General features: G+C 42.3%; 27 protein-coding genes and 1 riboswitch. Of the genes, 9 read left to right on the plus strand and 18 right to left on the minus strand.

From position 1 onward, the window contains the following. The first annotated feature begins 106 nt into the window (after nt 1-106). Together K5R16_RS11420 and K5R16_RS11425 are read left to right on the plus strand one after the other, a co-directional pair. Nucleotides 107-2,050: a methyl-accepting chemotaxis protein gene (locus K5R16_RS11420; protein WP_220737691.1), complete on the plus strand. Its 1,944-nt coding sequence runs from the start codon at nt 107-109 to the stop codon at nt 2,048-2,050. Nucleotides 2,051-2,147: 97 nt separating this feature from the next. Further along, nucleotides 2,148-2,999, plus strand: a complete 852-nt coding sequence (locus tag K5R16_RS11425; protein ID WP_220737692.1) for a hypothetical protein — start codon at nt 2,148-2,150, stop codon at nt 2,997-2,999. Between the two features lie 75 nt (nt 3,000-3,074). Here the strand turns inward: K5R16_RS11425 and K5R16_RS11430 are convergent, their stop codons facing one another. The 5 genes from K5R16_RS11430 to K5R16_RS11450 all read right to left on the minus strand — a co-directional run bounded on the left by K5R16_RS11430 (nt 3,075) and on the right by K5R16_RS11450 (nt 8,162). Continuing rightward, nucleotides 3,075-3,548 (minus strand): peroxiredoxin, encoded by a 474-nt coding sequence (locus tag K5R16_RS11430; protein WP_220737693.1) that lies wholly within the window; start codon nt 3,546-3,548, stop codon nt 3,075-3,077. A gap of 462 nt (nt 3,549-4,010) precedes the next feature. Further along, the gene (locus K5R16_RS11435; protein WP_220737694.1) at nt 4,011-5,513 is read right to left on the minus strand and encodes an arylsulfatase; all 1,503 of its coding nucleotides are present in this window, start codon (nt 5,511-5,513) and stop codon (nt 4,011-4,013) included. Beyond that, nucleotides 5,510-5,902: a DUF4345 domain-containing protein gene (locus K5R16_RS11440; protein WP_220737695.1), complete on the minus strand. Its 393-nt coding sequence runs from the start codon at nt 5,900-5,902 to the stop codon at nt 5,510-5,512. The genes K5R16_RS11435 and K5R16_RS11440 overlap by 4 nt, the downstream gene beginning before the upstream one ends. A gap of 170 nt (nt 5,903-6,072) precedes the next feature. Beyond that, nucleotides 6,073-6,615: a class IV adenylate cyclase gene (locus K5R16_RS11445; RefSeq protein ID WP_220737696.1), complete on the minus strand. Its 543-nt coding sequence runs from the start codon at nt 6,613-6,615 to the stop codon at nt 6,073-6,075. A gap of 95 nt (nt 6,616-6,710) precedes the next feature. Further along, nucleotides 6,711-8,162, minus strand: coding sequence for a PLP-dependent aminotransferase family protein (locus tag K5R16_RS11450; protein ID WP_220737697.1), 1,452 nt, complete (start codon nt 8,160-8,162; stop codon nt 6,711-6,713). A 108-nt stretch (nt 8,163-8,270) separates the two neighbouring features. On the opposite strand from K5R16_RS11450, the gene K5R16_RS11455 reads away from it, so the two are divergent. Beyond that, nucleotides 8,271-8,786, plus strand: a complete 516-nt coding sequence (locus K5R16_RS11455) for a GNAT family N-acetyltransferase (RefSeq protein WP_220737698.1) — start codon at nt 8,271-8,273, stop codon at nt 8,784-8,786. 118 nt (nt 8,787-8,904) lie between these two features. Here K5R16_RS11455 and K5R16_RS11460 read toward each other — a convergent pair whose 3' ends face one another. From K5R16_RS11460 to add, 4 genes are all read right to left on the minus strand, one after another. Beyond that, nucleotides 8,905-9,120 carry a hypothetical protein gene (locus tag K5R16_RS11460; protein WP_220737699.1) on the minus strand — a complete coding sequence of 72 codons (216 nt, stop codon included), beginning with the start codon at nt 9,118-9,120 and terminating at the stop codon, nt 8,905-8,907. 149 nt (nt 9,121-9,269) lie between these two features. Then, nucleotides 9,270-9,716, minus strand: a complete 447-nt coding sequence (locus tag K5R16_RS11465; protein WP_220737700.1) for a hypothetical protein — start codon at nt 9,714-9,716, stop codon at nt 9,270-9,272. Between the two features lie 255 nt (nt 9,717-9,971). Further along, the gene (locus K5R16_RS11470) at nt 9,972-10,385 is read right to left on the minus strand and encodes a VOC family protein (RefSeq protein WP_220737701.1); all 414 of its coding nucleotides are present in this window, start codon (nt 10,383-10,385) and stop codon (nt 9,972-9,974) included. A 182-nt stretch (nt 10,386-10,567) separates the two neighbouring features. Then, a complete protein-coding gene (add, locus tag K5R16_RS11475) occupies nt 10,568-11,563 on the minus strand; it encodes an adenosine deaminase (protein WP_220737702.1) in 996 nt (331 codons plus the stop codon). Nucleotides 11,564-11,587: 24 nt separating this feature from the next. Beyond that, nucleotides 11,588-11,687: riboswitch (purine riboswitch) on the minus strand. Between the two features lie 756 nt (nt 11,688-12,443). Between add and K5R16_RS11480 the strand changes: the two genes are divergently transcribed. The 3 genes from K5R16_RS11480 to K5R16_RS11490 all read left to right on the plus strand — a co-directional run bounded on the left by K5R16_RS11480 (nt 12,444) and on the right by K5R16_RS11490 (nt 13,861). Further along, nucleotides 12,444-12,899, plus strand: a complete 456-nt coding sequence (locus tag K5R16_RS11480; RefSeq protein WP_220737703.1) for a hypothetical protein — start codon at nt 12,444-12,446, stop codon at nt 12,897-12,899. 66 nt (nt 12,900-12,965) lie between these two features. Next, nucleotides 12,966-13,274, plus strand: coding sequence for a hypothetical protein (locus tag K5R16_RS11485; RefSeq protein WP_220737704.1), 309 nt, complete (start codon nt 12,966-12,968; stop codon nt 13,272-13,274). A gap of 29 nt (nt 13,275-13,303) precedes the next feature. Beyond that, nucleotides 13,304-13,861 (plus strand): HdeD family acid-resistance protein, encoded by a 558-nt coding sequence (locus K5R16_RS11490; RefSeq protein ID WP_220737705.1) that lies wholly within the window; start codon nt 13,304-13,306, stop codon nt 13,859-13,861. A 95-nt stretch (nt 13,862-13,956) separates the two neighbouring features. On the opposite strand, the gene K5R16_RS11495 is transcribed toward K5R16_RS11490, so the two are convergent. Further along, nucleotides 13,957-14,721 (minus strand): class I SAM-dependent methyltransferase, encoded by a 765-nt coding sequence (locus tag K5R16_RS11495; RefSeq protein WP_259649851.1) that lies wholly within the window; start codon nt 14,719-14,721, stop codon nt 13,957-13,959. Between the two features lie 139 nt (nt 14,722-14,860). Between K5R16_RS11495 and K5R16_RS11500 the strand changes: the two genes are divergently transcribed. After that, nucleotides 14,861-15,703, plus strand: a complete 843-nt coding sequence (locus K5R16_RS11500; protein WP_220737706.1) for a 23S rRNA (adenine(2030)-N(6))-methyltransferase RlmJ — start codon at nt 14,861-14,863, stop codon at nt 15,701-15,703. A gap of 73 nt (nt 15,704-15,776) precedes the next feature. Here K5R16_RS11500 and K5R16_RS11505 read toward each other — a convergent pair whose 3' ends face one another. The 4 genes from K5R16_RS11505 to K5R16_RS11520 all read right to left on the minus strand — a co-directional run bounded on the left by K5R16_RS11505 (nt 15,777) and on the right by K5R16_RS11520 (nt 18,797). Then, entirely contained in the window at nt 15,777-16,049 is a 273-nt protein-coding gene (locus K5R16_RS11505) for a hypothetical protein (protein ID WP_220737707.1), read from the minus strand. A gap of 20 nt (nt 16,050-16,069) precedes the next feature. Beyond that, a complete protein-coding gene (locus tag K5R16_RS11510; protein ID WP_220737708.1) occupies nt 16,070-17,464 on the minus strand; it encodes a M28 family peptidase in 1,395 nt (464 codons plus the stop codon). A 49-nt stretch (nt 17,465-17,513) separates the two neighbouring features. Next, a complete protein-coding gene (locus K5R16_RS11515; RefSeq protein WP_220737709.1) occupies nt 17,514-17,693 on the minus strand; it encodes a hypothetical protein in 180 nt (59 codons plus the stop codon). Between the two features lie 207 nt (nt 17,694-17,900). Further along, on the minus strand, nt 17,901-18,797 hold the full coding sequence (locus tag K5R16_RS11520) for a LysR family transcriptional regulator (protein WP_220737710.1): 897 nt from the start codon (nt 18,795-18,797) through the stop codon (nt 17,901-17,903). A gap of 97 nt (nt 18,798-18,894) precedes the next feature. Here K5R16_RS11520 and K5R16_RS11525 point away from each other — a divergent pair, with 97 nt between their 5' ends. Further along, on the plus strand, nt 18,895-20,277 hold the full coding sequence (locus K5R16_RS11525; protein WP_220737711.1) for an MATE family efflux transporter: 1,383 nt from the start codon (nt 18,895-18,897) through the stop codon (nt 20,275-20,277). A 24-nt stretch (nt 20,278-20,301) separates the two neighbouring features. Here the strand turns inward: K5R16_RS11525 and K5R16_RS11530 are convergent, their stop codons facing one another. From K5R16_RS11530 to K5R16_RS11540, 3 genes are all read right to left on the minus strand, one after another. After that, nucleotides 20,302-20,994 (minus strand): lytic transglycosylase domain-containing protein, encoded by a 693-nt coding sequence (locus tag K5R16_RS11530; protein WP_220737712.1) that lies wholly within the window; start codon nt 20,992-20,994, stop codon nt 20,302-20,304. Further along, nucleotides 20,991-22,013 carry a DUF3137 domain-containing protein gene (locus K5R16_RS11535; RefSeq protein WP_220737713.1) on the minus strand — a complete coding sequence of 341 codons (1,023 nt, stop codon included), beginning with the start codon at nt 22,011-22,013 and terminating at the stop codon, nt 20,991-20,993. The genes K5R16_RS11530 and K5R16_RS11535 overlap by 4 nt, the downstream gene beginning before the upstream one ends. A 73-nt stretch (nt 22,014-22,086) precedes the next feature. Next, a complete protein-coding gene (locus K5R16_RS11540) occupies nt 22,087-22,656 on the minus strand; it encodes a LemA family protein (RefSeq protein ID WP_220737714.1) in 570 nt (189 codons plus the stop codon). A 1,282-nt stretch (nt 22,657-23,938) separates the two neighbouring features. Between K5R16_RS11540 and K5R16_RS11545 the strand changes: the two genes are divergently transcribed. Beyond that, nucleotides 23,939-25,558, plus strand: coding sequence for an AbgT family transporter (locus K5R16_RS11545; RefSeq protein ID WP_220737715.1), 1,620 nt, complete (start codon nt 23,939-23,941; stop codon nt 25,556-25,558). A gap of 572 nt (nt 25,559-26,130) precedes the next feature. Here K5R16_RS11545 and K5R16_RS11550 read toward each other — a convergent pair. Further along, the coding region (locus K5R16_RS11550; RefSeq protein WP_220737716.1) for a hypothetical protein at nt 26,131-26,946 on the minus strand (816 nt) is incomplete at its 5' end.

Below are 26,946 nucleotides of genomic sequence, written 5' to 3' on the forward strand. Positions count from 1 at the left end.
GTTGCCACTTCAGAACAATGTTTTTCTAATTCGCTGTTTCTCTGTAATTTTTTTGTAATCTAAGTGACATATTCTAACGCCATCTTTTTAGATGTCGGTCAACGGAATGAAAATTTCAACTCTGTCACTCTCTGCATCCGCAGTATTATTATTCATTGCAGCATCACTCGCAGGGGTGGTGTTTTGGAGTAGTGAAGAGCGACAATTTATTGAGCAACAAACCTTAGAATTACAGCAGATCCAAAGAACATTTCTGGTAGAGATAAGACGCGAGCTTGATAGCTACCTGTCCAGTGGTGATGCTAGTAAACTTGAACAAGCAAAGCTCAATCTAGCTGAAATTCAAGCCGACATAGCTCAACAAGAAAGTGTCGAAGTCCTCCCCTTACAAGCTGCGATTAGCAGTTTTGTGCTCGCACTCGATAATGATTACCGCGCAGCAGGTAAGCTCGCGGGTAACCCACGGCAACTGCTTGCCCATGCTGAATCAGAGATGCTCGATTATAATCGACGCCTAGCCGATTATGCTTTTCAAGGCTTGCAGCAACAGCCAGATCTTGCCAATAAATATCTAGCGCTAACCCGAGAGCTTCCTCCATTAGTTTATGGTTTATCTCAAGTCACTGATGGTTACTTAATCGGCAAAGAACAACGTCTAAAATCAATGTTAGACAGTCTGATTACAGAGCTCAATGTTTGGCATGATACGCTCGATACCCTGCCGCTTATTGGCATCTATGAAACAGTGGAGGTCGATGAATTTGCTCTCGGCGATGATGAGGGCGAAGAGATAGAGATCGGTGACAACGCTCGTAGCGAGCTATTGAGCCTGAGTAACCGCTATAACAAAGAGGTCAATAACACTCACTCACTGCTCATTGATAACCAGCGCACTCAACAAGCAATGACCCAAGATATCGCTAATATAGAGCAACTTTTACTCGCATTAGGTCTAGAGCAACAGCAACATAATCAGCAGTTAAAGCAAGAACTCAGCATGGCAATTTATATCATGGTGTCAGTACTGATTGTGTTCGCAATTGGTTACTTAGTGCTGCAACAGCGCCGAGTGATAAAACCGTTAAAGCATCTTAACCGTGCCTTTCACAAATTAAGTGAATCAAACAGTCGCGAGCGACTTGCGATACAGCGCCGCTGTGAAACAGGCCAGATTGCAGGCCACTTTAATCAACTTCTACATCGATTTGAAAAAGAGGATGAGAGCCAAAGAGAGCAAATAACTCAGGTTTCTCAATCTCTAAGTTTGCTGGTTGAACGTATTTCGCATATTTCAGCCAGTACAGGACAAACTCAAAAGATTGTACTCACAGCCCAAGATCAAACCGAACACATCCGTGAATTAGCACAAGATGTGAGTCAAACATCTGAGCAAGTGGAACACAGTGCACAACAAACAATGCAGCAGATGCAGCTTAGCCAGCAAGAAGCACAGGCGGTACTGGATGCGACAGAAGAATCGCAAACTGCGGTATCTCATTGTCATCAGTCACTTTCGAGCTTAACGACCTCCGTCTCTGATGTATCACGGATCATTGATGTCATTAGCAACATCGCCGAACAAACCAACTTACTTGCACTCAATGCCGCTATCGAAGCGGCGAGAGCTGGCGAACAAGGGCGTGGTTTTGCAGTAGTTGCAGATGAAGTCCGTAATCTTTCACAACGAACGCAAATATCGCTAAAAGAGATCATGCAGATCCTCAATCAACTCACTCAAGCCAATACCGATCTAGATACCCGAGTGCAAGGTATTGAAGAAACTACATTACTGCAAAAACAACGTGCTCAGAGCCTTTGGCAAGTAGCACAAAGTGTGCAATCTCAAGCAAGTGAAATGGCAAGCACAGCCAAGCAGGGAGCAAATAGCACCCTAGAGCAGGTGAGTTACCTCGATGATTTTATTACAGCGATGAATAGTCTTAAAAATCACGCCCAAGCCGCGTCACAACAAAGTGAAGAGATAGCAAAAGAGGTTGAACTCAGCGTTGAAAATATAGAGGTCAGCCTAGGGATTAAAGCAAGCGTTTAATAAAAGGTACATTTCTTGGTAACCTTTCTGTTAAAACCAGCTAAAATGAAATTACTTTCAAGAGCGTATTGCTGGATTTAACTATTATAGGGACATCATGAGAAACCTCCTTTTAAGCGCAGTTATTGCGACAAGTTTTTTATCAGGCCAGGTTAGTGCTGAAGAAGCTAACTCTCCTTTCGCCATATCTATCATCTCAGGTATGGAAGCCTATGAAGACTCGCCAGATAGTTCACTGTCTAAAGGTGTCGGCTTGTCATTAATATGGGATGACCTGCGTTACGACAAGACCTATAAACTAGACAAAAATTACTTCAGAGTGCGTGGCACCTATTACTACGAAAGTGATTCAGAGAAGTACGATGAAGATAGATATCGTGACTCAATGGATTTAAAGCTTCATTACCAACGTCCATTCATGAACATCAATAATAATGCTGACCATACCTTAAGCTTTGTTGGTCGTTATGAAGGCCACTATAACAGCCAGCAACTGGAGGAGTTTGAACAACTTGCCGTTTTAGGTTTAGGCCTCAATAATCGTTATGGTAGCGATAACTTCTACGACTTAGGTTTGACTCTGGGACTCGCTTATAGCGAAGAGGAAAAAGATGATGACTGGCCGCGAGAGTCTCAAGGCATCACTGAAGATGAGTTAAATCGTAAAGGTTATGGCTACTATTTTGCTTGGAGTAACCGCTATACCTTTAGCCATACAGGCGTGCAACTAACCTTAGATTACAGCCGTTATGACGGGCTTTGGGGTTATGATAATGACAAATCATACACTTTCAATAAATTAAGCATCGGAGCAATTGTTCCTTTGAGCAACAATAACAACTTGTTGCATTTCATGACGCAATATATCGATAGAGAGTCAGAGCAAGATCTGATTGGCTTTGATGATGTACTTTATCGAGTAGCTGTTGAGTATGTGCATTACTTTTAGCGCTTACTTGTAAGTTCACAAAATAATAAAAAAGGAGCTTACCAGCTCCTTTTTTATTGCTTCAATATATAAAACTTAAATTGTCGCGAGAACAGCTTCTGCAGTACTCACTTCAAATGATTTTGGTGCTTCAACATTAAGTGTAGTCACTACACCATTATCTATCACCATCGCATAGCGCTGTGAACGGATACCACCAAAACCCGCCGTATCCATCTCTAGCCCAAGCGCCTTGGTAAAACTAGCATCACCATCGGCTAGCATCATCAGTTCTGATGCATTTTGTGCTACGCCCCAAGCCTTCATCACAAATGCATCGTTAACAGATACACAGGCAATAATATCAACGCCCTTAGCCTTAAATTGGTCAGCCATCACCACAAAACCGGGTAAATGTGCTTCTGAGCAAGTCGGTGTAAAAGCACCTGGCACGGCAAAAAGTACCACTTTTTTATTGGCAAAAAGCTCCGCTACGTTATGGTTTAACATGCCATCAGCAGTCAGTTCTGACAGAGTTCCCGCTGGTATAGCTTGTCCTTGTTCAATCATCATCCTCTCCTTTCAATTTTATGTTGTGACTATGGCTACATGCTAGTGCAATTTCCAACAAACAAATACAGATAGAAAATAGGGTTATCGGTTTAATGCCACTAGGGTCTGTTTACCTTTCGAACTTAGTTTTTGTTGGATTCTTTACCGTAAGGAATAATTATTTTAGTACAAGGCTTTAGCGATGACGCTTAGCTCGCTAAGCGAAAAGCTAATAAGGCATTTTAGTCATAAAAGAATAAAAGCATTGAAACGAACCCGAAGGGCCGTGCTTCTTGGCTATTTTTACTGCGTTGCAGCCTATTTGTGAAGAATAACTAAACCGCATAGTTCTTACCTTGCCAAAATAGCCAATAATCTGCGGCAAAAACAACCATGGAAGATCAACAGCCCCTCATTACATCCATTAAAAAAAGCTCACCAATAACGATGAGCTTTAATAACTCTTACAGCTCTAGATAACTAGTTGCCTACACCACCACTGTTAACGCTACCGCTATCAGCAGTCACTGCTGGCCACTGTTTGAAAGTTGCTAAATGCTGCGCAACTGCTTCTTGCGCTGGCCCAAAGGCCCACATTTTTTGCCCCATCCACTTAAGGTACATACCTGACTCTTCTGCTGCTCGTTCATAAGGATCTTGGCGTAAATTAAATAGTAGTGGCGCATTTAGCTCCTCTTTTGCCCCGCTCCAGCCATTATTCTGCACCACAAAATGCGCTTTCCAATTACCCACCCGCACAGCCTGCAGCTTAGTACGCTCATAGTAGAAGATCTCTTTACGATTAGAAGGCTTATCTTTAGTCAGCATGTCTAATTGGTTATAGCCGTCTAAATGAGCTTTAAAACCTTTATATCCTTTTAGCATTTTTTGTTTAAGATCTTGAGGACCACCAGCAGCCGCTACTAAGGTTGGCAACAAGTCCATGCCATCGAACATGCCGTTGTTAACTTTTCCTGCTGGAATATTGTTTGGCCATTGGATCAAGAAAGGTGCACGAACACCACCTTCCCAAGTAGTGCCTTTCTCACCATGAAATGGCGTCATGCCACCATCCGGCCAGGTCATGATTTCAGGGCCATTATCGGCAGTGAAAATAATAATCGTGTTGTCTGCAATGCCTAACTCTTCAATTTTAGCCAGCATCTCACCGACATGGTCATCGAGATCTTTCATCACCACTTCTTGCAAACCCCAACCATTAGTGCCGAGCATTTTTTCATATTTAGGCGACAAGTGAGTCCACACATGACCACGGGATGGGCAATACCAAGTAAAGAAAGGTTTATCCGCTTTAACTGCTCTTTCGATAAAGTTAATTGCATGCTTGTTAACTTCATCATCTAAAGTGCGCATTCTCTCAATTGGCAGCGGACCATCATCTTTAATTGTCTGTCCCCCTTTACCATCTGATTTTGCATAGATAACATTTCTTGGAGCAAACTTCTGAAATGCTTTGTCTTTTGGCCAATCAGGATCTTCAGTGTATTCCATCGCATTGAGATGATATAACCAGCCCCAATACTCATCGAAACCATGTTGAGTCGGTAAAAACTCATCCCTATCACCTAAGTGATTTTTACCAAACTGACCAGTCATATAACCCATTGTTTTTAAAACTTCTGGCAGTGTCGGTGTATCTTTATTTAGCCCTACTGGGCCACCAGGTAGACCTACAGTGTGCATGCCCGTTCTGACAGGAAACTGCCCCGTCATAAAGGCTGAACGCCCAGCGGTACAAGATGGTTGCGCATAGTAATCTGTTAGCAGCATACCTTTTTCGGCAATGCTATCGATGTTCGGTGTATGACTACTCATTACCCCATTGTGATAAGCACTAAGATTAGAGATCCCTATATCATCGGTAAAAATGACGAAAATGTTTGGTTTATCTTTGGCTGCACTCGCGCTGCATGACAGTGCTGCGAGCATTACCAGAATTATTGTTTTGCATACTAATCTCATTGTATTCCCTCACTTTGTGCTTGTTTAAGCATAAAAATACCTGCCACACCAAAGCCAACCTCTAGCAAGAGATAAACAAATAATAACCAGTGAGACATTCCATCAATCATTAAACTGAGTAACCGCCCAGCGCCTAGACCGAACATAAAAACAATTAGGCTGTATAAGGCTGCTTGGCGATACTTTTGCTTATAAGCACCCAACAACCAAAATGCAGCATTGGCAAAGTAGAGCCCCATAATGGCGCGAAAAATATGGCTAAAGTTGACCCCATCGGCTTCAATTCCAAACAGGAAGTGCAGCGAAAGCGTCGGAAAGAGTCCATATGACAGTGCAATAGGTGTTAAACCTATGACCGCTAAGAGGAGAAATTTACTTGGTAACGTCATCCACAATCCCTGTTAAATTCGATTTAAATAAAGGTTAGTAGAGGGTATTGAAGATTCAAGTTTTTGAGGTGAAAAAGTTGAAATTTACAATAGCTTATCTATTTAGCATTTAGCAACTTAATGGCTAAGTAGGCAGCAGCTAAACACTAGAAGATAGCTTGTTATAAGCTTTACAGCTGGGATTGTAACTGACGGTAGGATTGATGTTCTATATCGTCATTGGTTAGGCCGAATCTCGATGCTAACTCCAGCAACTGCAGCCGATACTCCTCCAACAAAGTGTTATCGTCGGTCATGATCGCGAACTCAGCAAAATATCCCAAGCCTTGAAGATAATCGACAGTAATATGAAATTTGCCGACAAAGTAGATACTACGGATCTTCTGCATCGATAATGCAACTTCATAGCCCATCGTTTTAAGCATACTCTTAGCGCTAACGGCATCAGTAATATTGGTGGCTTCGCAGCGATCAGACCCAGGGCCTTTAACAATCCAGAGCTTAATGCCAGATGGCTCCATCTCGCGTATACAGACACTCTTTCCTTGTGCAAGCAGTGCGCCTTTATTATCAAAATAGCAGTCAGATTCAAGGTTATCTTGCAGCATGATCTCATGGCCGGTTGCGTTCAGTATCGCTAAAAAGTGAGTTTTATCATGCAAACGAAACTTAAACTCGACTTCATATCGGCCTTTAAAATGTTCATGACTCATTACTGGTTATCTCGACTATCTGAGCGCTAATGAAAAACAACTTTATAATAATTGATTTAAGAACAAGTTATACCTATCAATATAAAAACTGTGCCCTAGTGCTCTATTGCTTTACCTTCACGTCCTTCGGCAACAAACTCAGTTATGATTTCAGCCAATAAACTTATCCCTTCAACCATGCTCTCGCTCCAAGGCAGTGCAAAAGTTATCCTAAAAAAATTATCGTAACGCTCATCGAGGGTAAACATGCTCCCAGGAGCGATAGAGAGTTTATTGGCGATCACTTTATGCCACAGTGCTTGGCTACTTAAATGAGTCGGAAGTTGAAACCAAATACATGGACCACCAGCTGGTTGACTTATGTAAAACTGCTCACTGTTAATTGAAGCTAGTTTGGGCCTAAGTATTGCCATTGCGGCGCTGTAGTTTTGCTTTGTTACGCTACGTAACTGGGATAGGTGTTTTTGGTAGCACCCAGAAAGCATCATCTCTTGCAGCATATACTGCAATACAATACTCGGCTCCTCTGCCATTGTTTGCTTAGCAAACTGACACTCATCGAAACTGTTCACACATAGTAGATAGCCCAAGCTGATAGCGGGTGAAATTGTATCGTAGAAGTCTGCAATACAGATCACCCGGCAAGAAGATTGCTTATTAACTAAACTGGCGATAGTCATTGGACGTTCATCACCAAAATACAATTCGCCGCGATCGTACTCTATAAGCGTCACGCCTCTTTGTTCAGCCCATTCGATAAGCAACTGTTTTTCTTCGCTACTGAGAACTCTGCCAGTCGGGTCGGAAAAATTAGGATTAACTACATATGTAGCAAAGGCTTGTGAATCAAATGCATCACTCAATAACGCTAGTTCATCCCGATAACTAGCCTGCATTGGGATCTCCACCACCTCAGCGTTAAGTTGTTTCAGCATCGTTTGGAAATAGAACGACATAGGAGACTCTATCGCTATGGGTTGATTGAGTGCCTGTGCTGCAGTCAGCGCCAGCAATAATCCCTCTTGCCGACCATTAGTAATCAACACCTGATCAAAGTGAAACTGCTGGTTATAGCCTGCTAGATGCTGACATATAGCTTGCCTAAACTCAGCCACACCTTCGATAGGATCTTGCATCCACAATTTATAAGGCCGTTTAGCCAAAGCTTTTTTGTGCAATCGATTAAGCAATAACTCTGGATCAATCACGGTACTAGGCGCGGTGCACGACAGTGGCAAAATATCATCATCATTAAAGGAGTATTGTACTGCCTTATCGAGAGATAACCCCGCTAGCACTCTTCTAATCTGACGGCCATAATTAGGTTGGGGAGCCTTAGCGCTGGAATTTACAAAATAGCCACGCTTAGGTTTTGCCACTATCCAGCCCAATCGTTCAAGCTCGTGATAGGCTTGCACCACAGTAGACACGCCAAGTTGCTTCTGCTTAGCTAAAGCGCGAACCGATATCAGCTTACCAGTCAGTTGCCCCTGCTCAATAGCAGTAACGACTTCATCTATAATTTTGTTATATTTAAACGCTGCCATTCGATACCGACGATCTGTACTGGTTTTTATATGTTTAAACTGTATCTGTTTTGTATTTCTATATCTATGTAAAGTAAAAGCCAATACAGAAATGAGAAGGAAAGTAATATGAAAGTCATCACTGAAACTAGCCGTTTAATCATTAGAGAATTTAACCTCGATGATGCCCAGGCTGTTTATGACTTTAATGCTCCAGAAGAAGTTTGCCGCTACACTGGCGATGCTGGTATGTGTACTAGCATCGAAGACGCTAGCAACATTATCGAGAATATTTGGCTTAAAGAGTACGCTAAATATGGCTTTGCACGCTGGGCTGTGGTGTTAAAAGAGACAGGCAAAGTTATTGGCTTTTGCGGTTTTAAAAATGAAACCCGTATTGATGCCATCGACATCGGCTATCGTTTCCACCCAGATTATTGGGGCAAAGGCTTTGCCACTGAGTCAAATCAAGCCTGTATTGATTATGCCAAAGCCAATATGGATTTTGATTTGGTTTATGGAGAGGTCATGCCAGAAAATACAGGCTCTAGCCACGTACTTAAAAAAATGGGCTTTAAATTTGTAAGGCAGTACCAAGAGGATGGCTACACCTTGGACAGCTATGCCATTCAACTCAAAAGCTGACAACCTCTCTTTATCAGTAGCAACCCGACAGTCTAAATTCACATCGACTGTTGGTTTATCTCAGCGCTTATTCACGCTCTATCAAGCGAGCTAAGACTCATTATCTGGCTAATAGCTATTAACGTGCTTTAGCCGCTGCGATGAGTTTTCTTATTCTTGCTTTCATAATAGCGACTTCGAGTCTGTTGCTTATTTTCGCGCCCACAAATAAAGCCACGGCAAGCACAGCCCAGGAAACCACACTTCTGAACGGTATAAAACCATATGACTCAAGTGCATAGCTGGAAATAACAACGGAGGATATTCCCGAGAAAAATGCAATTGTTAATGCCATCCACTTTGTTTCGGATTTGCCTGGGTAATATAAGAGTTTCAGTGCTGAGGCTCACACTTAACTGCGTGAACTCAGCTCTTAGCTAATAGGTATAATTCAAATCACACTCCTTTGTTTTATGAATTTAGCACAATGACGATGAGCCTAGCTTAGTTTACCGCTTGCGATTTAGTGTCCAGTATTGCAAAAATCTGCTGGCGCTGCTGAGGTGAAAATGCGTAATAACTAAAGCGAGTATTATCATAAATAGTATCTTTTATAATAACTTGATAAGGCGGAAACCTTGAGATTTTGTAACCTTGGTATTCTTGCCACGCAAACTCGGTGACTTTCTGCCCATCTCGATAAACAAATTTATCCTCGCTTAGGCAAAGCTGCTTCGAACCATTTTTATACTTAAGCAATAAATAACAAATGGGCCCGATTAAAATCACCGCATAGAAGAGCGCTCCAAATGAATCTGAATCAGTCCAAAGCGGTTTATCAGTGAATAGGTACAGATAAAGCACAATGCCAACCAAGTACCCTATGCCATTGAAAACAGCTTCGTAAATCCTAGAAAATACATCTTGAAAACGCGATTGCGAAAATTCCATTTAGTTACAACCTTTCAAGTTCCATAGTGATTGCTCGGCCTAATATAATTAGTACCGACAGATAAACTTACCAACATACTCTAATGACAATGACGGCAGGCGGGTAAATCCACACTGACAATTATTTATATACACACTTAATAAACATATTTCAATGATTAGCGGTCACTCCCCCCCCTAGCAACACTTACTTTAATCCCAATGAGTTGATGAACAAACAACTAACAAATAAGCTTTTTTACAAAGAAAATGCCGTTACACACTTGTTTCCGTTAACTGCAATAAGTCCCACTTAGTGCCATAAAGATCTTTAAATACCACTACAGTACCGTACTCTTCAACCCGGGGTTCTTCGGTAAACTCGATGCCATTGGCTTGCATCAGGTGGTAATCACGCCAAAAATCGTTGGTATGCAGGAATAGGAATACGCGGCCACCCGTTTGATTTCCTACCGCCAGCGCTTGTTCTTCGTTACTTGCTTGCGCCAATAATAGCTTGGTGCCGCTAGCGTTAGGCGGTGAGATCAGCACCCAACGTTTACCATCGCCCAGATCAGTATCTTCAATTAACTCAAACTGCAGTTTCTGGGTGTAAAACGCGATAGCGTCATCGTAGTTTTTAACCACCAAAGCAATGCTGCCAATGGTTTGTTCAATTGGTTTATTCATAGGTTACGGCTCCAACAATTAAATAATAAAAAGACTGATTGACGCCAAGAATAACCAAGTAATGCGCGGCTGTAATCTAAAGAGGTGGAATTAAGGATGGCTCAAACAGAGTGTTGAGCCATTGTCTTGTTTGCACGGTCAGGTCAAAGGTGCTTTGGCCTGACATATGTAGCTAAGAACTTTTACTCAGCCAAGGCCAACAGCTGCTGCTTAACCGCGTCTGATGCAAACGAGTGCTCTACACTGATTTTATAGATTTCGAAGTACTCTTCGCGGCTAAGGTTAAACTCTTGCATCACCTTGCGCACTTCATCAGTCATCGTGGTGTTAGAAACCGTGCGATTGTCAGTGTTAATCGTGATCAACACACCATCTTTATAAAACTCGCTAAACGGGTGCTCACTTAAGCTATCAACCGCTTTCGTTTGCACATTACTGGTAGGGCAGCTTTCAAGCGCTACTGAGTTGCTCTTAGTTAGATCGTACGCTTGTTGATGCGTTTTAATATCAATGCCATGGCCAATACGTTCAGCGCCAAGCATTGCAATTGCATCATGCACATTTTGACCAACACCTTGCTCACCAGCGTGAATAGTGACTCGGTAGCCCTTTTCAACCGCATACTTAGCATGGGGAATAAAACCTTCGCAAAAACCAGCGAGCTCGCTACCCGCTAAATCAAACGCCACCACGCCATGATTAATAAAGCTGGCACCGGCGTCGATAACTTCATTGACTCTGTCTTTAGGCATATTACGAATAATTGATAGGATGAAATTACCTTTAATGTCGCATTGAGCCTCCGCTCTTTTCATCCCTTTAACCGCACTCGCTATTACTTGCTCCAGTGTTAATCCACTTTGCAGGTGCAATAACGGGGCAAAGCGCACTTCAAGATACTTAACATTTTCATTAGCAGCATCTTCAAAGACTTCAAAAGCGATGCGCTCTATACCTTCTGCGGTTTGCATTACCGACAACGGCAGTTCAAATCGAGTTAAGTACTCATCAAGGTTTAAACAAGGTTCTGGCGCAACCATCAGTGACTGAATTTCAGAAAGTTCAGTGCTTGGAAGCGTAATATTTTGCTGCTGGGCAATATCAATCACGCTTTGTGGACGGACGCTACCATCTAAATGGCAGTGAAGATCGATTTTGGGCAAGTTTAAATAATTCATAGGTCTCTACCTTTATAAATAAGACATCAAAGTCACAGACCTCATAATCAAGAATTTAAGGCTCTTGGTAGAAACTCCCAAACCATATCATTGGGATTATACGAAGTGATTAGCGGCTGCGAATTTAACATTTTTAGCAGTAAAACTACAAGTAAGTGAAGATTCACCACAATTAAAATACAGACGCTACATTAAGATTAACCGTCTGTTATCGATGGAGTTTATTTAAAAAAGTTCACTTTACTCTTTGCAACTATTTATTACTTCTAAATACATGTAATTGATTTATTTACACTGTTTTTGCCTTAGGATGAATTTCTGAAATTCATTTAAGTCCATCGCTAAACTATAAATCAGATCGATAATAACGCCATATTTACTCACTTATTATCAAGCCAATGCCACGTTGAAGGCTAAAAGTTCCACTGTCATTACTTTCTATGGCACGGCAGCCGTGCGCCAGTTCGAAATGATGGGCAATCCTTTTTTCTCCCACTATTTAAAGCACTTTTAGACCGACCTAAACCGTTACCCTTTCAGCACAGCAATAACAAACTAAATAGCCATATGTGCCGAGCTAATAATAAAACTTCAGCAAAAATCTACGAGAAGCGAGATGAAAAGACCAATAAAAGGTTAATTTCGATCAGCTTTGAATCCTGCTTATAACGTGTCTACTGTCATTTGTTGAAAGTAGAAAGCACTCGCAATAATAAATCTAAAAAAAAACATTCTATTAAAACTATAAATAACAATAACTTGATACAGACAATATATCGATTATAACAATTTTATTTATTCAATATGTTATCAATCCTGCCTCTCATTACTATAGCTGCATCACTTAAACCACCCACAAATTAGTTTAGAGGCTCCACCCATGAAACAAGCTTTAAGAACATTATCTATAGCGCTATTAGCGTTAGCGTCTACCTCGGCAATGGCAGATACCATTATCGATAATAACGCACATGACATTAATGCATTCAACAGTGAGATGAGCAAAATTGAGATCATCAACGTAAGCGGTGAGCTCTATGTATCTATGGAATCTTACTATCTCGATGATGTATTAGAAGTCGCAGAATCTATCACCGCAGATGTTCAGCTTAAGAAAGTTTCAGATGTAGAAGCCGCTAATTTGGGCCTAATTCCTTCAACTACTTATTTTGTTCATAGCAAAAACAGTATTGAAGAACTCAGTGAGAAAGCTTCTATAAAACTGCTAAATGATAACCCTCATTTCTTCAGCGCAACACTGCTTCAGGGCGACAAATTTCTGCAGGGCGAAAATGAGTTTATAGCAAAAATAACAGAGTACTCAGTGCCTAAATAGCGCTCGGTAACAGCAGCAATAATCCAATTAACTGAGTTAAACCCAACTTACAAAAAGGCAGTAAAAATGAAAGTTCTAGGCGTAGCGTTAGCATTGAGTGTATTTCTAGTCGGTTGCCAGTCACCCACTGAATACTTGCAGTCATATCAACCTGAAGCAACCAAATCTGCAGAAAACAGATTCAAATTTGAAAATGACTGTAGCGATGTCACTACAACATTAATCAGCAGCAAGAAAATTAATATGGACAGCTTTGCAAGAACTTACGAGCGCCCACAATACCAAATTGGCGTTAAGGGCTGCCAAGTAAAACAGGTTTATACCATTAACTGCGACAAAGGCTATGGCTGCACAGTCATCGCAGCAGCAAACTAATTAGTTAATAATCAACAGAGAAATTAGATATGAAAAACGTACAAAACACCACTTTTGGCAAAGATTCGATATGGTTTGCAATCATAGGCATTATTGTAGCGCTCACCGGTATTATCGCTATTGCGATGCCAGTTGCAGCAGGAGTTACCATCGCGAGTGTTATTGGTGGTTGCTTTATCGGAGTTGGCCTTATTCAGCTATACCACGCTGTAGGTATCCCACAATGGAGTGAAAAACTTTGGTATGTAGTCAGTGCGTTACTCTATACCATTGGCGGTATATTGATCTTAGTGGAACCATTTGTTGGCGTACTAACCATTACAGCCTTGATGATTACCATCATGATGCTCAACGGTATCAGTCGTATGATATTTGCTTTCAGCAATCGTAATACTCTGAGCAGCTGGGGCTGGGTCGCAGTTGGTGGCTTGATATCAACAGCAATTGCAACTTACTTTTTTAGCTTAATGAATGATGCAGATTTCTCTTTATCTATCTTGGGTATTTTTGTTGGAGTGTCATTTATATTCGAAGGCATTAGCTTTATTTTTATCGGTTCAGAAGTAAAAATAGCCGCTAGCGAGTAATCAACACGCAACAGATAAAACAAAGCCCAGATAGTGATAGCTGGGCTTTGTTCATTCTATAGCTTTAGCGGGAAGTTCTAACCCTATATAAAAATTCAAGAAGTCATCGCCGCCTTAACATACACATCGAAACGGTTTTTTTTCTGAGCAAGTACCATACTCGGTTTTGCTCCATCAAGATCTTCGGCGTAATCAGGACGTTTTACCACTACACGTTTTGTCGCTAATGCTCGTGCAGGTTTAAGCAGGCCATCGGCATCAAGGTCGGCCCCAACTAGGGTTTGAAATACCCGCATCTCTTTCTTAACTAATGCCGATTTCTCTCTATGAGGATACATGGGGTCAAGATAGACCACATCAATCTCAGTTCCAGAAGCTGCAGCGGCATCAGCTAGCGCATCAATACTTGAGCCATGAAATAGACTCATACGCTGCTGCATCCAGTCGCCAATTTCGCTATCTTCATAAGCGCGCCGCAGTCCATCTTCTAACAGTGCCGCCACCACGGGATGACGTTCAACCATAATCACTTTACAGCCTAGGCTTGCAAGCACAAATGCATCACGACCAAGGCCTGCAGTGCCATCAACAACCGTTGGCGTGACGCCTTGTTTCAGTCCAACAGCTTTTGCAATTGACTGCCCACGACCACCACCAAATTTGCGTCGATGAGCCACAGCTCCTGAAACAAAATCAACGCTGATACCATCTAATTTAGGCTCATCGCGCTTATATAGGCTTAACGTATTGTGTTCAAAGCGCAATTCAAACTGTGACTCTTTATCCCACACCAACCCCCAGCGCTCACTAATATCAGCGAGTGACGGGTATTGTGGATTAAAAAAAATGGGTATTTGCAAAAGTAATTCCAGACTTTTAGTGAACTCACTTCATTATGCCAAATGCCAGCGAGAGTGAATACCTATACCTGATGCCATATACAACTTATAATAGCTAGATTACGCAGTTTATTGCTGTCCATTCTAGTTTGGAATTCTCATGTTAAGTTACCGTCACGGCTATCACGCTGGCAATTATGCCGATGTTCTCAAGCACGCTATTTTGCTGCAAGTGCTGAAATTGATGCATAAAAAAGACAAGCCGATGGCTTATATTGATAGCCATGCTGGTGCTGGCGGCTATGCACTTACCGATGAGTTTTCTAAAAAGACCGGTGAGTATTTAGATGGTGTCGCCAGATTATGGGATCGCAATGACCTACCTGAGTCTTTAGTTCAATACATCGCTGACGTAACCCATTTTAACCAAGGCAAGCAAGAGTTAGAGTTCTACCCTGGTTCGCCTGCGTTTGTAGATATGAATATGCGCCAAAAAGACCGCATGGTATTACACGAGTTACATGGTACTGACTTTTTAACATTGGATGAGCAGTTCACTGGTGACAGACACGTAAAAGTGATTAAGGGCGATGGCCTTAAAGGTATGATTGCTGCAGTGCCACCGCTTGAGCGTCGCGGTGTGATTTTAGTTGATCCTAGCTATGAAATTAAAACCGACTACCAAGATGTAGCTAAAGCGATTATCAAGGCACACAAACGCTTCTCTACTGGCGTATTTATGCTTTGGTATCCTGTGGTCGACCGCGCGCAAACAGAAGGTATGCTTAAGCTGCTTGCTGAAAGCGGCATTAAAAATCAGTTACGTATTGAACAGTCGATTAAGCCTGATAGCGATGAATTTGGTATGACTGCAGCGGGATTGTGGATAATCAACCCACCATGGCAGTTAGATACCATCGCTAAAGAGATGCTCGACTATCTTGAGCGACGAATTGGACAAAACGGTGGTAAAACAGTGGTAAAGCAGGAAGTGCCCGAGTAATTTATCTCCACTCACAGATTAAATAAAACAGCCCATCTAAGTCATTAGGGGCTGTTTTCATTTAGTCACCATATCAGTCAGTATGCGAATTTACTGCCACATACTGTGCCGGCTCCATGCATTCATCGTTATCATTAGCCTCTCGAACAAAAATCCCGATAATGGCAGTAAGAATGCTGGTCTCTACAATATGGCTTTCGCCGCTTGAATAGCCTCTTTCATCTTGTTTCGTTTTATCATGGGCTGTGGTGACAAAGTCACAACCTGCATTCATTGCCGTCCGTGACGAGCAAGCGACTGAACCGAGCACTAGCAGCGTTAGCAATATCGCTGAAATCCTTTTCATATTTTTCCTTTATAAAATGACTAAAAAAATGCACCCGCTGCACCAGGGAATACAACAGGACTGACATTACCATTGGCGCTGACACTGGCAACACCAAATAAGTAGTTATCGATGACCATGTTATCTAGGGTAAATTCAGTTTCATTGCCAACATAGCGACTGTGGGTCCATTCTGACTCAGTGGTTAATCGCCAATACACCCGATAGCCTACAACATCTTTTTGCGAAGCATGAGTCCAATTCAACGTGGTACTCGGGGATACCTGACCTTTGATGCTAACCTCTGTTGGCGGCGCAGGCGCCCAAGCCATTGAAGCTAAACTAATGGCGTTAAGTGCAGTAAGTTTGGCATTAAAGTTGAAGTCGACACCTTCGATAACATCGCCATAAGCGATACCATTTTCAACACGAATATCTTGGTGCTGGCGGTTATAGTTTTCGTTGGTTTCCATTATCCGTACAGCCGGTAAACTGGCCTTGTTAAAAGGCAAATGATGACCACCACGACCGAAGCGATCTAGACGATATACCAGCATGACATCAAGATTAGTCATGTATTGATCGGCCAGTGTTTTGATTTTACGGGCAAGGTTACGTGACGCCGAATCATTTTCTCCGCCACTGAAATAGCGCTCTTTGGCCTCATCTTTAGTTTCTGCAATACGTACACCTTCAGAGAAAACCCGCACCGAGTGATTATCAATAACGCCGTTAATACCTTCAATATTGCCAATCATGTCATTGTTCAATACTGCCTGTACCTGCCAGCCTTTATCTTGTGCGTACTGCGCTAACGTGGCGCCGCCATATAAGCCTTGCTCCTCTCCTGAAAGTGCCGCATAAACAATCGTGCCGTTAAATTGATATTGCGATAACACCCGCGCAGCTTCAATTGCCCCCGCAACGCCAGAAGCATTGTCGTTGGCTCCGGGAGAGATTGAGGTCGAATTCATCACATCGGTTACCCGCGAGTCGATATCGCCACTCATCATCACCACTCGCTTAGGATCTGAACTGCCGCGCTGAATAGCGATAACATTGATCACTTCGGTTGGATTAGGAATTCGCTTGCCCGTAACGGTATCACCGAGAGTGATCACCTCTAAGCAACCACCACAAGCTTTAGATATCTGCTCAAATTCAGCTTTTATCCAACGTCTTGCTGCGCCAATGCCTTGGGTGTCTGACTTTGTATCAGATAGCGTATGCCGAGTACCGAAACTAACCAGTTTTTCAACATCGCTATGTAAACGCGCAGCGCTTGGTGCCGTGGCAATATCGTACAGTCGCATATCCTCTTCAGAAGGGGCGACATGTGATTCAGCGGCCATACTGACCGTGGTCACAACTGTCAATGCAACAGTCGTTAAAGGCAATAAGGTGCGACGAAAACAAGCAGCTAGATCTATATTCATTACAGAGGTCTTTTGTTGTTATTTTGCGCACCACTTTAGCAAATCAGCGTCACGAATAGCCAATGGTAATGCGTTCAATTGTTAGCAGGTATGTCGATGGATAAACGCTAGCGGCATCAACCACAGCATCAGGCTGTTTTACTCCGTTATGCTGCGCTTCTCCAGCAACTATCGAAGATCCAGCTAGTATTATACCCGTACTACCTGAAGATGCTCGTTTCAGAGGCATTGTGCCAGTTCAATTCTAGGCGCATTGACGTAGAAATGGTTATTCCCTTTTAAGTGAGTGCAACAACGAAGTGAGCTGGCACAAAGCCTTCTGCGATGGGCTTTAATGGACTTTACTCTGTGTTATTGATTTTACTAAGGGAACGACCATTAATCGCAATCAATGCCTTGATTAAAGCCCATTAAATTCCCACTGAATCCTGCATCTTCAAGTAGAACGGGTATAACTGTCCGTAAGTAAGAGATCTAATTCTTTAAAAAACCAACGCATTACTGGGCCAATCTCTTTATCGCGGCGATTCACCACACCGATCTCAACGAGCAAGGGGTCGGGAATATACTCTGTTGATAACTCAGCCAACTCATTAGAGTACCATTCTGTTTTTGCCACATGTTCAGGCACGAGTGCCCAACCTACGCCCTGTAATACCAAAGCGACAATGTAGTAGTAGCTATCGATATACCAATAGCTTGCCGAAAGAGGCTGACTTTGTGATTGGCCTGTACGGTCACAAATCGCCAATTGCCGATACTGCATTAACTGCTCTAACGTTGGTGTGTTGATCTGTGCGAGTGCATGCTTTGGCGATACCACCAAGCTATGTTTGAATTGTCCGATGGACATGAATTCAAGTGCATCCGGTAACAATGCAGTGTGGAACATAATGCCAATGTCCGCTCGCCCTTCATCAACCCATAACGCAATATCCTCTTGAGAGCCATTGATAATGGTGAGCTTTAACAACGGGAATTGGGTAGATACCCGCAGGAAAAAATTCTCGAAAGCGTTAACCGGCACAGCTTCGTCCATCGCCACAGTAAGAGCAACTTCTTCACCTAATGTGGCGGTCATCGCACGAGCATGCAGTCGTTGGCATTGTGCTAATACGGCTTGCGCTTCAATAAACATCTCTTCACCAAGCGCTGTCAGTATGGGCAACTTGGCACTGCGATCAAACAGCTCAAAACCAAGATCGGCTTCTAGATTACTGATTGCCGTGCTGACGCGAGACTGTGCTTTACCCATGCGTCGCCCAGCCGCTGAAAAAGAGCCTAATTTTACCGAGTACACAAATGCGTTTAGTTCATCCAATGTCCAGTTCACCACAAACTCCTATATCAAAAACAGATAGAAACTAACTTTGTTCAATCTCAATAGCAGAGTAACCTGCCCACATTCCTACTTCAACACTGTAAAAGTAATGTCAGCATTCACACCAACATCAGCGCAAGACCAATCCATTAAGAAAACGTTCTGGCGTTATACCTTGCCCGCCATTGCTGCAATGTTGGTCAATGGCTTATATCTGATTGTTGACGGAATTTTTATTGGCCATTACATAGGTTTTGAAGGCCTTGCAGCCATTAATATGGCTTGGCCAGTTCTCTATTTTGTCGTGGGATTTGGCATTATGGTCGGCATGGGCAGCGGTAGTCTATTGTCGATACAACGTGGTAAAGGTGATTTGAGCACAGCGCCAACCATACTCACCACCAGTATGATTGTCATGCTGCTATTATCGGCAGCCTCTACCTTCATCATCTTGTTTTACAGCAGCCAACTATTACAAGCTCAAGGCGCCATAGGTGCCACCTTGCAGATGGGGCAAGACTATATCGCTGTGTATGCTTGGGCCACCATTGCCACGGTTTTATCTGCAGCGCTGCCCTTTTTAATTCGCAACGATGAAAACCCTAATTTGGCGACAATATTGATGGCCTTAGGCGCTGTTATCAACATCGTATTAGACTACCTTTTCATTGGCGTTTGGGATATGGGATTATCTGGCGCCGCGGTTGCAACCATAACGGCTCAAATCACTATCTGCCTGATAGGCTTAGGTTACTTTTTATCGGGTTACAGCAACATAAAGTGGCCTACAAAGTTTACCCTATTCAACCTAAGCTTTAGTCGACAAATACTATTACTTGGCTCATCCAGCCTGTTTATGTACCTATACACTAGCTTTGTATTTGCACTACATAATCGTCTATTTATGGACTACGGTTCGTCTATCACTGTCGGTGCTTTTGCTATTGTGGGTTATTTGATGGTGCTGTATTACTTTGTCGCCGAAGGGGTTGCTGAAGGACTACAACCACCTGTGAGTTACTATTACGGCGCAGAGCAACATGAGAATATCAGCAAGATGCTCAAGCTATCAGTTAAAGTCACCTTTATTGCTGGCATTAGCTGGACCTTGTTACTGAACCTTTTTCCAGAACTAATGGTTGGCCTATTTAACAGTGAAGATCCGGTATTAATATCGACCGCAGTAGATGGGATCCGTATGCACCTATTTGCGATGCCGCTAGATGGCTTTATTGCGTTAGCCTCAGTGTATTTCATGGCCACAAACCAAGGTAAAAAGGCGTTGATAGTGGCCTGTAGCAATATGTTAATTCAGCTACCATTTCTGTACGTTTTACCCAAAATCATCGGGGTAGATGGGGTATGGTTAGCCATGCCGCTATCAAATATAACCCTATGTTTGGTCGTTATGCCTATGGTTTACTTTGACATCAAGCAGCGCCAAACCAAGGGCAATTCGACACTGGGTATGCAGCATGTTGCCATCGCATAATGCCAGGCAATATAAGGAGGATTTTTAGGTTTTTCGGTAGCGCTGCAACAAAATATTTACCCGCTCGACATAAGCCTTAGTTTCAGCAAAGGGTGGCACCCCTTGATACTGCTCGACTCTAGATGCCCCTGCATTATAAGCGGCACAAGCCAACGTGATGTCACCATCAAAACGCTCTAAAAGCTGAGCTAAATAACGGCTGCCAGCCTGAATATTCTCACTCGGTTTAAAGGCGTCGCTTACTCCAAGTTCTTTAGCGGTTGCTGGCATTAACTGCATTAAACCTTGAGCGCCAGTCTTAGAGATGGCAGATGCTTTAAAGGAAGATTCAGCATGAATAACAGCTCGAATTAGCGCGGTCTCAAGCTGATAAGTGCGTGCGGCAAGACGAATGTCATTTTTATACTGCTGGGTATAGAGCGGTATCGATTGCCAGTTGATATTAGAGTTAGGTTTGCAGGCGTAACAGTCATATATACGTACTTGGTAATGACCCGTCTCTGGTGGCCTGTCGGAAAAAACCACCACTCCAGCTGCATTTTGATAATGGTAAACCTTACTTGGGGCAGTTATTGCGGGTTTAGAGCTACTGCTTTTTGCGGTACTACCCAATACACTTTTGTTAGATGGTTTCGCCACAAAATGTGGCTTACTGCTTTGTGCCCAGCTATAAAGACTAAAAAGACTTAGGCCACATAGCAGCAAAACTTTAATCATAACCCTATCGACCTATCTAGCTTTAGCAGGTCAACAATGGCAAATAGCTGCTTCATCTCTTTGTTTATTTGGCTAAACTCATACTCAAAGGTCGCCCCTTTAAATATCGATGCCATCTCAAAACGATTATCTTTGCTCTGCAACATAATCAGTAGACGGTCTTGATAAAAGGCACATTGGATCTTGTTATCAAAGCTTGCCGATAATGCCTGTAAACGCTCCATAAAAGTCACGGTCAGTAGGAACCTCGCTTCTATTTGGTCGGTAGAGAACACATCAAACTGTTTCTCAAAAATAGGATCTTCAAGCTTGACGCGCTCAAGTCCCTTAAAGCTTCCTGATAAGAAATTGATCAGCCCACCACGATTCTTAACCACGACTGTATGACCATCAAACGGCTTGTGGCTGCTAAGCTCAACCATCACCCCTCTAAATACAGTCTGAGTTTCAGTGCGTTTATCACGTTGCACCTGTTTAGTAAGGTGCAACTCATTAAGCGCTATCTCAACGCCTTTATAGGTGCCCTGTACATAATCGTCAAAGTTAGCATTATCATAATAAGGCAGGATTTTAGATGCCTTTAATTTACTCAAACTCATTTTGTGCTCGCGACTAAAGATAAAGTCACTGCCAAAATATTTGAATATTTGCGGATAAATTCGCTGTTTGACGTCCTGTTTATAGTGTTTGATTGGACGATATAGCCACCATATAAAAGGCAGTAGCAAAACCACTAACACTATATAAAACAACTCAGGCGCTGAACCAAGATTAAGCATGGGTTTAAACATCAAGGCTAACAACAGCAGCGCCGCATAGATAGCAGCGCTTAGGTACAATCTACCACGGCACGCTTTAAGGCTGGCCACTCGTGCGCTTTCAAACTTGCTGGTTAGCGGTTCAATATGTTGTTGGTAGTGTGCTTTAAGTGCTTCAAGCTCATCGCTCGGCGCCTGCAACCTGTCACCACTACGCAAAGCTTTGATCTGTGCGCCAAAAATAAAACTAAAGATATTCATAAAGTAACTATGTTAAATCGTATTTATTGGTTAATACGCTTAAGCAATGGCTAAAGCGTTTGTTTGCTCTGCGTTACTTTAAATAGTCAGCCGCATCTACTGGCGCTTTCGCTGCTTCATCGGCCTCATAGAAAGGCATCACTTTTACATTAGCAATTGACGCAATGATTGAACCTGGAAAAATTTCAACGGCAGTATTGAGCTCTGAAACGGCGCTATTATAAAAACGACGTGCGGCAGAAAGCTGTGCCTCAACCTCATTATAGGTTTGCATCGCTTGTAGCATGGTATTGTCTGAACGAAGTTCAGGGTAATTTTCAACGCTCACCATGAGTTGCGACATTTTCTGATTAAGCTGTTCAGAAACTTGCAGATGCTTTTTAACGGCATCAGGATCTGTGTCGCTATAACCCGCTATCGCTTGTGTTCTAAGCTCGGTGATATCAGTCAGTAATGACTTTTCATGGTCCATGAACTTTTGCGCTATCTTCAAGATATTCGGCACTAAGTTCGAACGCTTTTTTAGCTGCACATCGATGCCAGATAATGCTTCTCGGCCCGCATTGCGTTTTTTAATTAAGCTGACATACCAGAGGTAAGCAATGATCACTGCTAACCCTAAGCCCAATAAAATACCTTCCATTACTACATATCCTTATCGTTGTTATTCGTGCCTTTCTATCGAGGCATCTTCACCAATACGCTGAGAAACTTGCTATTTATCGCGTGACTATTGGCTTTAATAGCCACACTGTTACTTATTTAGCCGCCAAAATCCAGCCTAATAGGCTAACTAAGTTGCATTTTTTGTTGGTGTTTTTTAACTCACAATTCACGTTGTTGGTCTAATTAAGCCGATAAAATCACATTTCACTGCTTAATAGTGCCGGCTAAGTATCATTCATTGATTAGGTTTGCCAAATAACATTAACCGGCCAAATTACCAACAGCAATAAAAATTAATCAGATTTAAATCAGCAACTAATGACAAAACAAAACTAGTGCATTTTTGTACAGCCTTGCAATCAGGTTGCTATTCATTGCCAATGTTTAAAGTAGTTAGTGATGTATTGGACTATTAAGGCCTAAAAACCGGCACTAAGGGTTGAAAAGCTGGCTTAACCGACTTCCTCGAAAACTTAATGCACCAGTTGCAAACTCGCTTACTTTTCATTCAGCAGGGATACAGTTACGAGCCGCTATAGTAATCACATCCCAAGCGACATTGTTAGACAATCAATCCCTTTTGGACTCATTTAATATGAGTCCTTTTTTTTGTCTGAATTTTCTTAAAAGTAATTCCTAAGCACTTGTTTCAACATTAATAACTGTTCATCTAATCTGGCTTTGCCATTCAGCGTTGATACAGCTAACTAGCGCTATATTAGAGTCATCCCCAACGGACAGTTATTTTGTAAGCTTTACCGAACATTGTTAACCAATCAATCCCTTTTGGACTCATTCAACATGAGTCCTTTTTTTTGTCTGAATTTTCTTAAAAATAATTCCTAAGCATTTGTTTAAAAACCAATAACTGTTCATCCAATCTGGCTTTACCATTCAGCGTTGATACAGCTTGTAGGCGCTATATTAGAGTCATCCCCAACGGACAGATATTTTGTAAGTTTTACCGAACATTGTTAACCAATCAATCCCTTTTTGGACTCATCAATATGAGTCCTTTTTTTTTGACTTTTTTATTAGTTTCACCTCCATATATTTCACTGCTGAATGAGTAATACCTCGCACCAATAAGCTTTACAGCCCTTTTAAGGTTCAATTAATTTTTGTTATCCATCATGCAAGGTCGATTTACATATCGAAGCATAGATATAGCGGTTCGACTACAAAATAGATGTTTCAGAGCAACCTAAGCTGACTCAATAACAAACATAAAAATAATTAGACAATTGAAGGAAGATCACATGAGCACCGATAAAGGCGAGAGCTTGCCTCTACCTAACGACCCACCCTCTAGTCCCGAGCAGAAACAGAGTGGTTGGTTTGTAAACTTCCTCAATGTTGTTGAACGTCTAGGCAACTTGCTGCCTCATCCTATAACGCTATTTGCAATGTTTTGCGCCGCGGTAGTAGTGATTAGTGGAATTGCAGGTTACTTTGAACTAACAGTTATTGACCCGCGCCCTGAAGGAGCCTCTGGCCGCAGCGCCGACGGTCTCATTCACGTTGTAAGCCTGATGAATGCCGAAGGCTTACGTATGATGGTATCGAACTTGGTCACCAACTTTACAGGCTTTACCCCGCTCGGTACCGTGCTTGTAGCACTGTTAGGTGTCGGTATTGCTGAACGTTCTGGTTTGCTTTCTGCAGCTATGCGTTTATTGGTTATGGGTACATCAAAGCGCCTTGTGACCCTCACCATAGTATTTGCAGGTATTGTGTCTAACACCGCTGCAGAGCTTGGATATGTCGTGCTCATCCCAATGGCTGCGATGATCTTCCACTCACTAGGTCGTCATCCATTGGCAGGCTTAGCTGCAGCCTTTGCAGGGGTATCTGGAGGCTATAGTGCCAACCTATTATTAGGAACTGTTGACCCACTACTGTCGGGAATAACTGAAGCTGCCGCGCAGATGATTGATCCAGACTACCTTGTTGGCCCAGAGGTGAACTGGTACTTCATGTTTGTTTCTACCTTCCTTATTACCTTTTTGGGCGCGCTAGTGACCGAGAAAATTGTTGAACCTAAGCTGGGTAAGTATGACCCGAGTGAAGCAGCAACAGATCTCAGCGAACAAAAAATGGATGGCGTAACAGACCTAGAAAAAAGAGGCCTTAAGGTTGCAGGCATTACAGTTCTCGCCATGTCATGCTTGCTGGCGCTGACCGTAGTACCTGAAGGAGCGCCGCTGCGTAACCCAGATACAGGCCAAGTTGCAGGCTCACCATTCCTGAAAGGGATCGTGGCCTTTATCTTTATCTGCTTCGCTATTCCTGGTTTGGTTTACGGTAAAGTTGTGGGCAGCATGAAGCGTGATGTCGATGTCATTAATGCTATGTCTCACAGCATGAGCAGCATGGGCATGTACATCGTATTGGTATTTTTTGCCTCGCAGTTTGTTGCCTTCTTTAAGTGGACAAACTTGGGTGCAGTGCTTGCTGTATCGGGCGCGGATGCACTGAACGCTATTGGACTCACCGGACCATTAGTCTTTGTGCTGTTTATTATGATGTGTGGCTTTATTAACTTAATGCTCGGCAGCGCCTCAGCTCAGTGGGCAGTTACCGCCCCTATCTTTGTGCCTATGCTTATGCTTGTTGGTTATGCCCCGGAAACTATCCAGGCAGCCTATAGAATTGGTGACTCAGTCACTAACCTCATTACCCCGATGATGAGTTACTTCGGCCTCATTTTAGCGGTAGCATCGCAATATAAGAAGAACCTCGGCATCGGCACCTTAGTCGCCACTATGCTGCCATACTCCATCGTGTTCTTTATTGGCTGGACCTGCTTCTTCTTCATCTGGGTATTCGGCTTTGGCTTACCTGTAGGGCCTGGTGCAGAGACCTATTACACGCCTTAAGGACGAGACGCTAATCAATAGTAAATGCTGATGATTAGACCGTATCTTCTATTATGAGATACGGTCTTTTTTATGGGAGCTAGATTAGGGAACGATTCTCGAATATTAGCGGCGCTAGGCACCAGTAGTTGAGGTTTTGAGCTCTATTAGAGCATATTAGTTTTTGACTATTTGGAACCCCACTTTTGGACAGGAACGCCTTAGCACAAAGAGTTTAAAGGTCAGTATAAGGGTTCAGAAAATATATGGTAATTCAGCTGTATTGAGCTTTTGCAAGTCGCCGTGAATATATCCCTATAGGCTCTTCTAAATCATCCATGATTTAGCAGCTTGCACTGCCCAAATCAGATGAATAACGAGTAAGCCCACTTTAGTCGCTAACTTATTATTGGACAAAACCTTGTTAGAGTTAAAGCGCTTGGGTTGTTGAGTTTCTTTAGGGAAAGTATGGCAAACGGATATGCGGTAACGCCTCGTTAAGAGGCAAATAATTGTTGGCTAAAATAGGTGAACGGAGTGAACAAAAAGCCAACTGTTTTTTGTCCTTGTTTAATTTATTGTTAGCTTTCTATTCAAATACACTCTGAATCAGCTGATATTATTGCGCCGTGGATATTGTGATCACCTTCTAATACAACTTTTCCTTGTTCAACGAAAGTGACTAACATTTTGCCATTTTCTAAGCGATAAATAGAAGGCTTAGCTATATTACCAAAGTCATGTTGAACAACTAACTCTTCATTACCTAACCCACCATTAGTATTTATACATTTACGCCATAAGGACAAACCTTTTCCTTCCTGAATAGGGTAAACATAATAAATATCAATATTACCATCAAGCCTTAAAATAGCTTTGGCATCATGAACAGTATCATCCGTTTGGGTAATAGGAGTATATTCACTCCATGTTTGACCATAGTTATTCGAGACTCTAAAGTGTGATTTGGTGATATAAATAGGCTTTCCGTTGGGTTTTTCTTTACTTGAACGGAACGATTTTTGAAAGAGATAAAGTAGCTTTCCATCAGAGAAAGATGAAAGGTGAGGCATAGAGCCAGCATTTCCGATATATCTCGGTGTTTCAAATTTAACACCATCTTTACTGATTGAAAAATACAATTTACAACATTTTTTATCGGTATAAACAAGAGCAACATTGTTATTCTTCATTACAGACCATCGAGCATTACTTGATGATGATAAAGGTACTTCTAATGATATTTTTTCTTGTTCTACGAGAGCAGAATCTTTAAATTTTGCTCTATAAGCAATAGCTTCAGATTTAAATCCATTTGATTCAATAAAATATAGCCAATCAACTCCATCTATTATTACGTGACTTATAGAAGATCGAATCAATGTGTTTTTATTGGGTAAAACAACTTT

The organism is Shewanella sp. c952 (assembly GCF_019654975.1).
Classification (GTDB): domain Bacteria; phylum Pseudomonadota; class Gammaproteobacteria; order Enterobacterales; family Shewanellaceae; genus Shewanella.

What these genes read in the sequence shown, in the direction of transcription:
- K5R16_RS11420 (WP_220737691.1), top strand. Translation starts at nt 107, where the DNA reads ATGAAAATTTCAACTCTGTCACTCTCTGCATCCGCAGTATTATTATTC.
- K5R16_RS11425 (WP_220737692.1), top strand. Translation starts at nt 2,148, where the DNA reads ATGAGAAACCTCCTTTTAAGCGCAGTTATTGCGACAAGTTTTTTATCA.
- K5R16_RS11430 (WP_220737693.1), bottom strand. Translation starts at nt 3,548, where the DNA reads ATGATTGAACAAGGACAAGCTATACCAGCGGGAACTCTGTCAGAACTG.
- K5R16_RS11435 (WP_220737694.1), bottom strand. Translation starts at nt 5,513, where the DNA reads ATGAGATTAGTATGCAAAACAATAATTCTGGTAATGCTCGCAGCACTG.
- K5R16_RS11440 (WP_220737695.1), bottom strand. Translation starts at nt 5,902, where the DNA reads ATGACGTTACCAAGTAAATTTCTCCTCTTAGCGGTCATAGGTTTAACA.
- K5R16_RS11445 (WP_220737696.1), bottom strand. Translation starts at nt 6,615, where the DNA reads ATGAGTCATGAACATTTTAAAGGCCGATATGAAGTCGAGTTTAAGTTT.
- K5R16_RS11450 (WP_220737697.1), bottom strand. Translation starts at nt 8,162, where the DNA reads ATGGCAGCGTTTAAATATAACAAAATTATAGATGAAGTCGTTACTGCT.
- K5R16_RS11455 (WP_220737698.1), top strand. Translation starts at nt 8,271, where the DNA reads ATGAAAGTCATCACTGAAACTAGCCGTTTAATCATTAGAGAATTTAAC.
- K5R16_RS11460 (WP_220737699.1), bottom strand. Translation starts at nt 9,120, where the DNA reads ATGGCATTAACAATTGCATTTTTCTCGGGAATATCCTCCGTTGTTATT.
- K5R16_RS11465 (WP_220737700.1), bottom strand. Translation starts at nt 9,716, where the DNA reads ATGGAATTTTCGCAATCGCGTTTTCAAGATGTATTTTCTAGGATTTAC.
- K5R16_RS11470 (WP_220737701.1), bottom strand. Translation starts at nt 10,385, where the DNA reads ATGAATAAACCAATTGAACAAACCATTGGCAGCATTGCTTTGGTGGTT.
- add (WP_220737702.1), bottom strand. Translation starts at nt 11,563, where the DNA reads ATGAATTATTTAAACTTGCCCAAAATCGATCTTCACTGCCATTTAGAT.
- K5R16_RS11480 (WP_220737703.1), top strand. Translation starts at nt 12,444, where the DNA reads ATGAAACAAGCTTTAAGAACATTATCTATAGCGCTATTAGCGTTAGCG.
- K5R16_RS11485 (WP_220737704.1), top strand. Translation starts at nt 12,966, where the DNA reads ATGAAAGTTCTAGGCGTAGCGTTAGCATTGAGTGTATTTCTAGTCGGT.
- K5R16_RS11490 (WP_220737705.1), top strand. Translation starts at nt 13,304, where the DNA reads ATGAAAAACGTACAAAACACCACTTTTGGCAAAGATTCGATATGGTTT.
- K5R16_RS11500 (WP_220737706.1), top strand. Translation starts at nt 14,861, where the DNA reads ATGTTAAGTTACCGTCACGGCTATCACGCTGGCAATTATGCCGATGTT.
- K5R16_RS11505 (WP_220737707.1), bottom strand. Translation starts at nt 16,049, where the DNA reads ATGAAAAGGATTTCAGCGATATTGCTAACGCTGCTAGTGCTCGGTTCA.
- K5R16_RS11510 (WP_220737708.1), bottom strand. Translation starts at nt 17,464, where the DNA reads ATGAATATAGATCTAGCTGCTTGTTTTCGTCGCACCTTATTGCCTTTA.
- K5R16_RS11515 (WP_220737709.1), bottom strand. Translation starts at nt 17,693, where the DNA reads ATGCCTCTGAAACGAGCATCTTCAGGTAGTACGGGTATAATACTAGCT.
- K5R16_RS11525 (WP_220737711.1), top strand. Translation starts at nt 18,895, where the DNA reads ATGTCAGCATTCACACCAACATCAGCGCAAGACCAATCCATTAAGAAA.
- K5R16_RS11530 (WP_220737712.1), bottom strand. Translation starts at nt 20,994, where the DNA reads ATGATTAAAGTTTTGCTGCTATGTGGCCTAAGTCTTTTTAGTCTTTAT.
- K5R16_RS11535 (WP_220737713.1), bottom strand. Translation starts at nt 22,013, where the DNA reads ATGAATATCTTTAGTTTTATTTTTGGCGCACAGATCAAAGCTTTGCGT.
- K5R16_RS11540 (WP_220737714.1), bottom strand. Translation starts at nt 22,656, where the DNA reads ATGGAAGGTATTTTATTGGGCTTAGGGTTAGCAGTGATCATTGCTTAC.
- K5R16_RS11545 (WP_220737715.1), top strand. Translation starts at nt 23,939, where the DNA reads ATGAGCACCGATAAAGGCGAGAGCTTGCCTCTACCTAACGACCCACCC.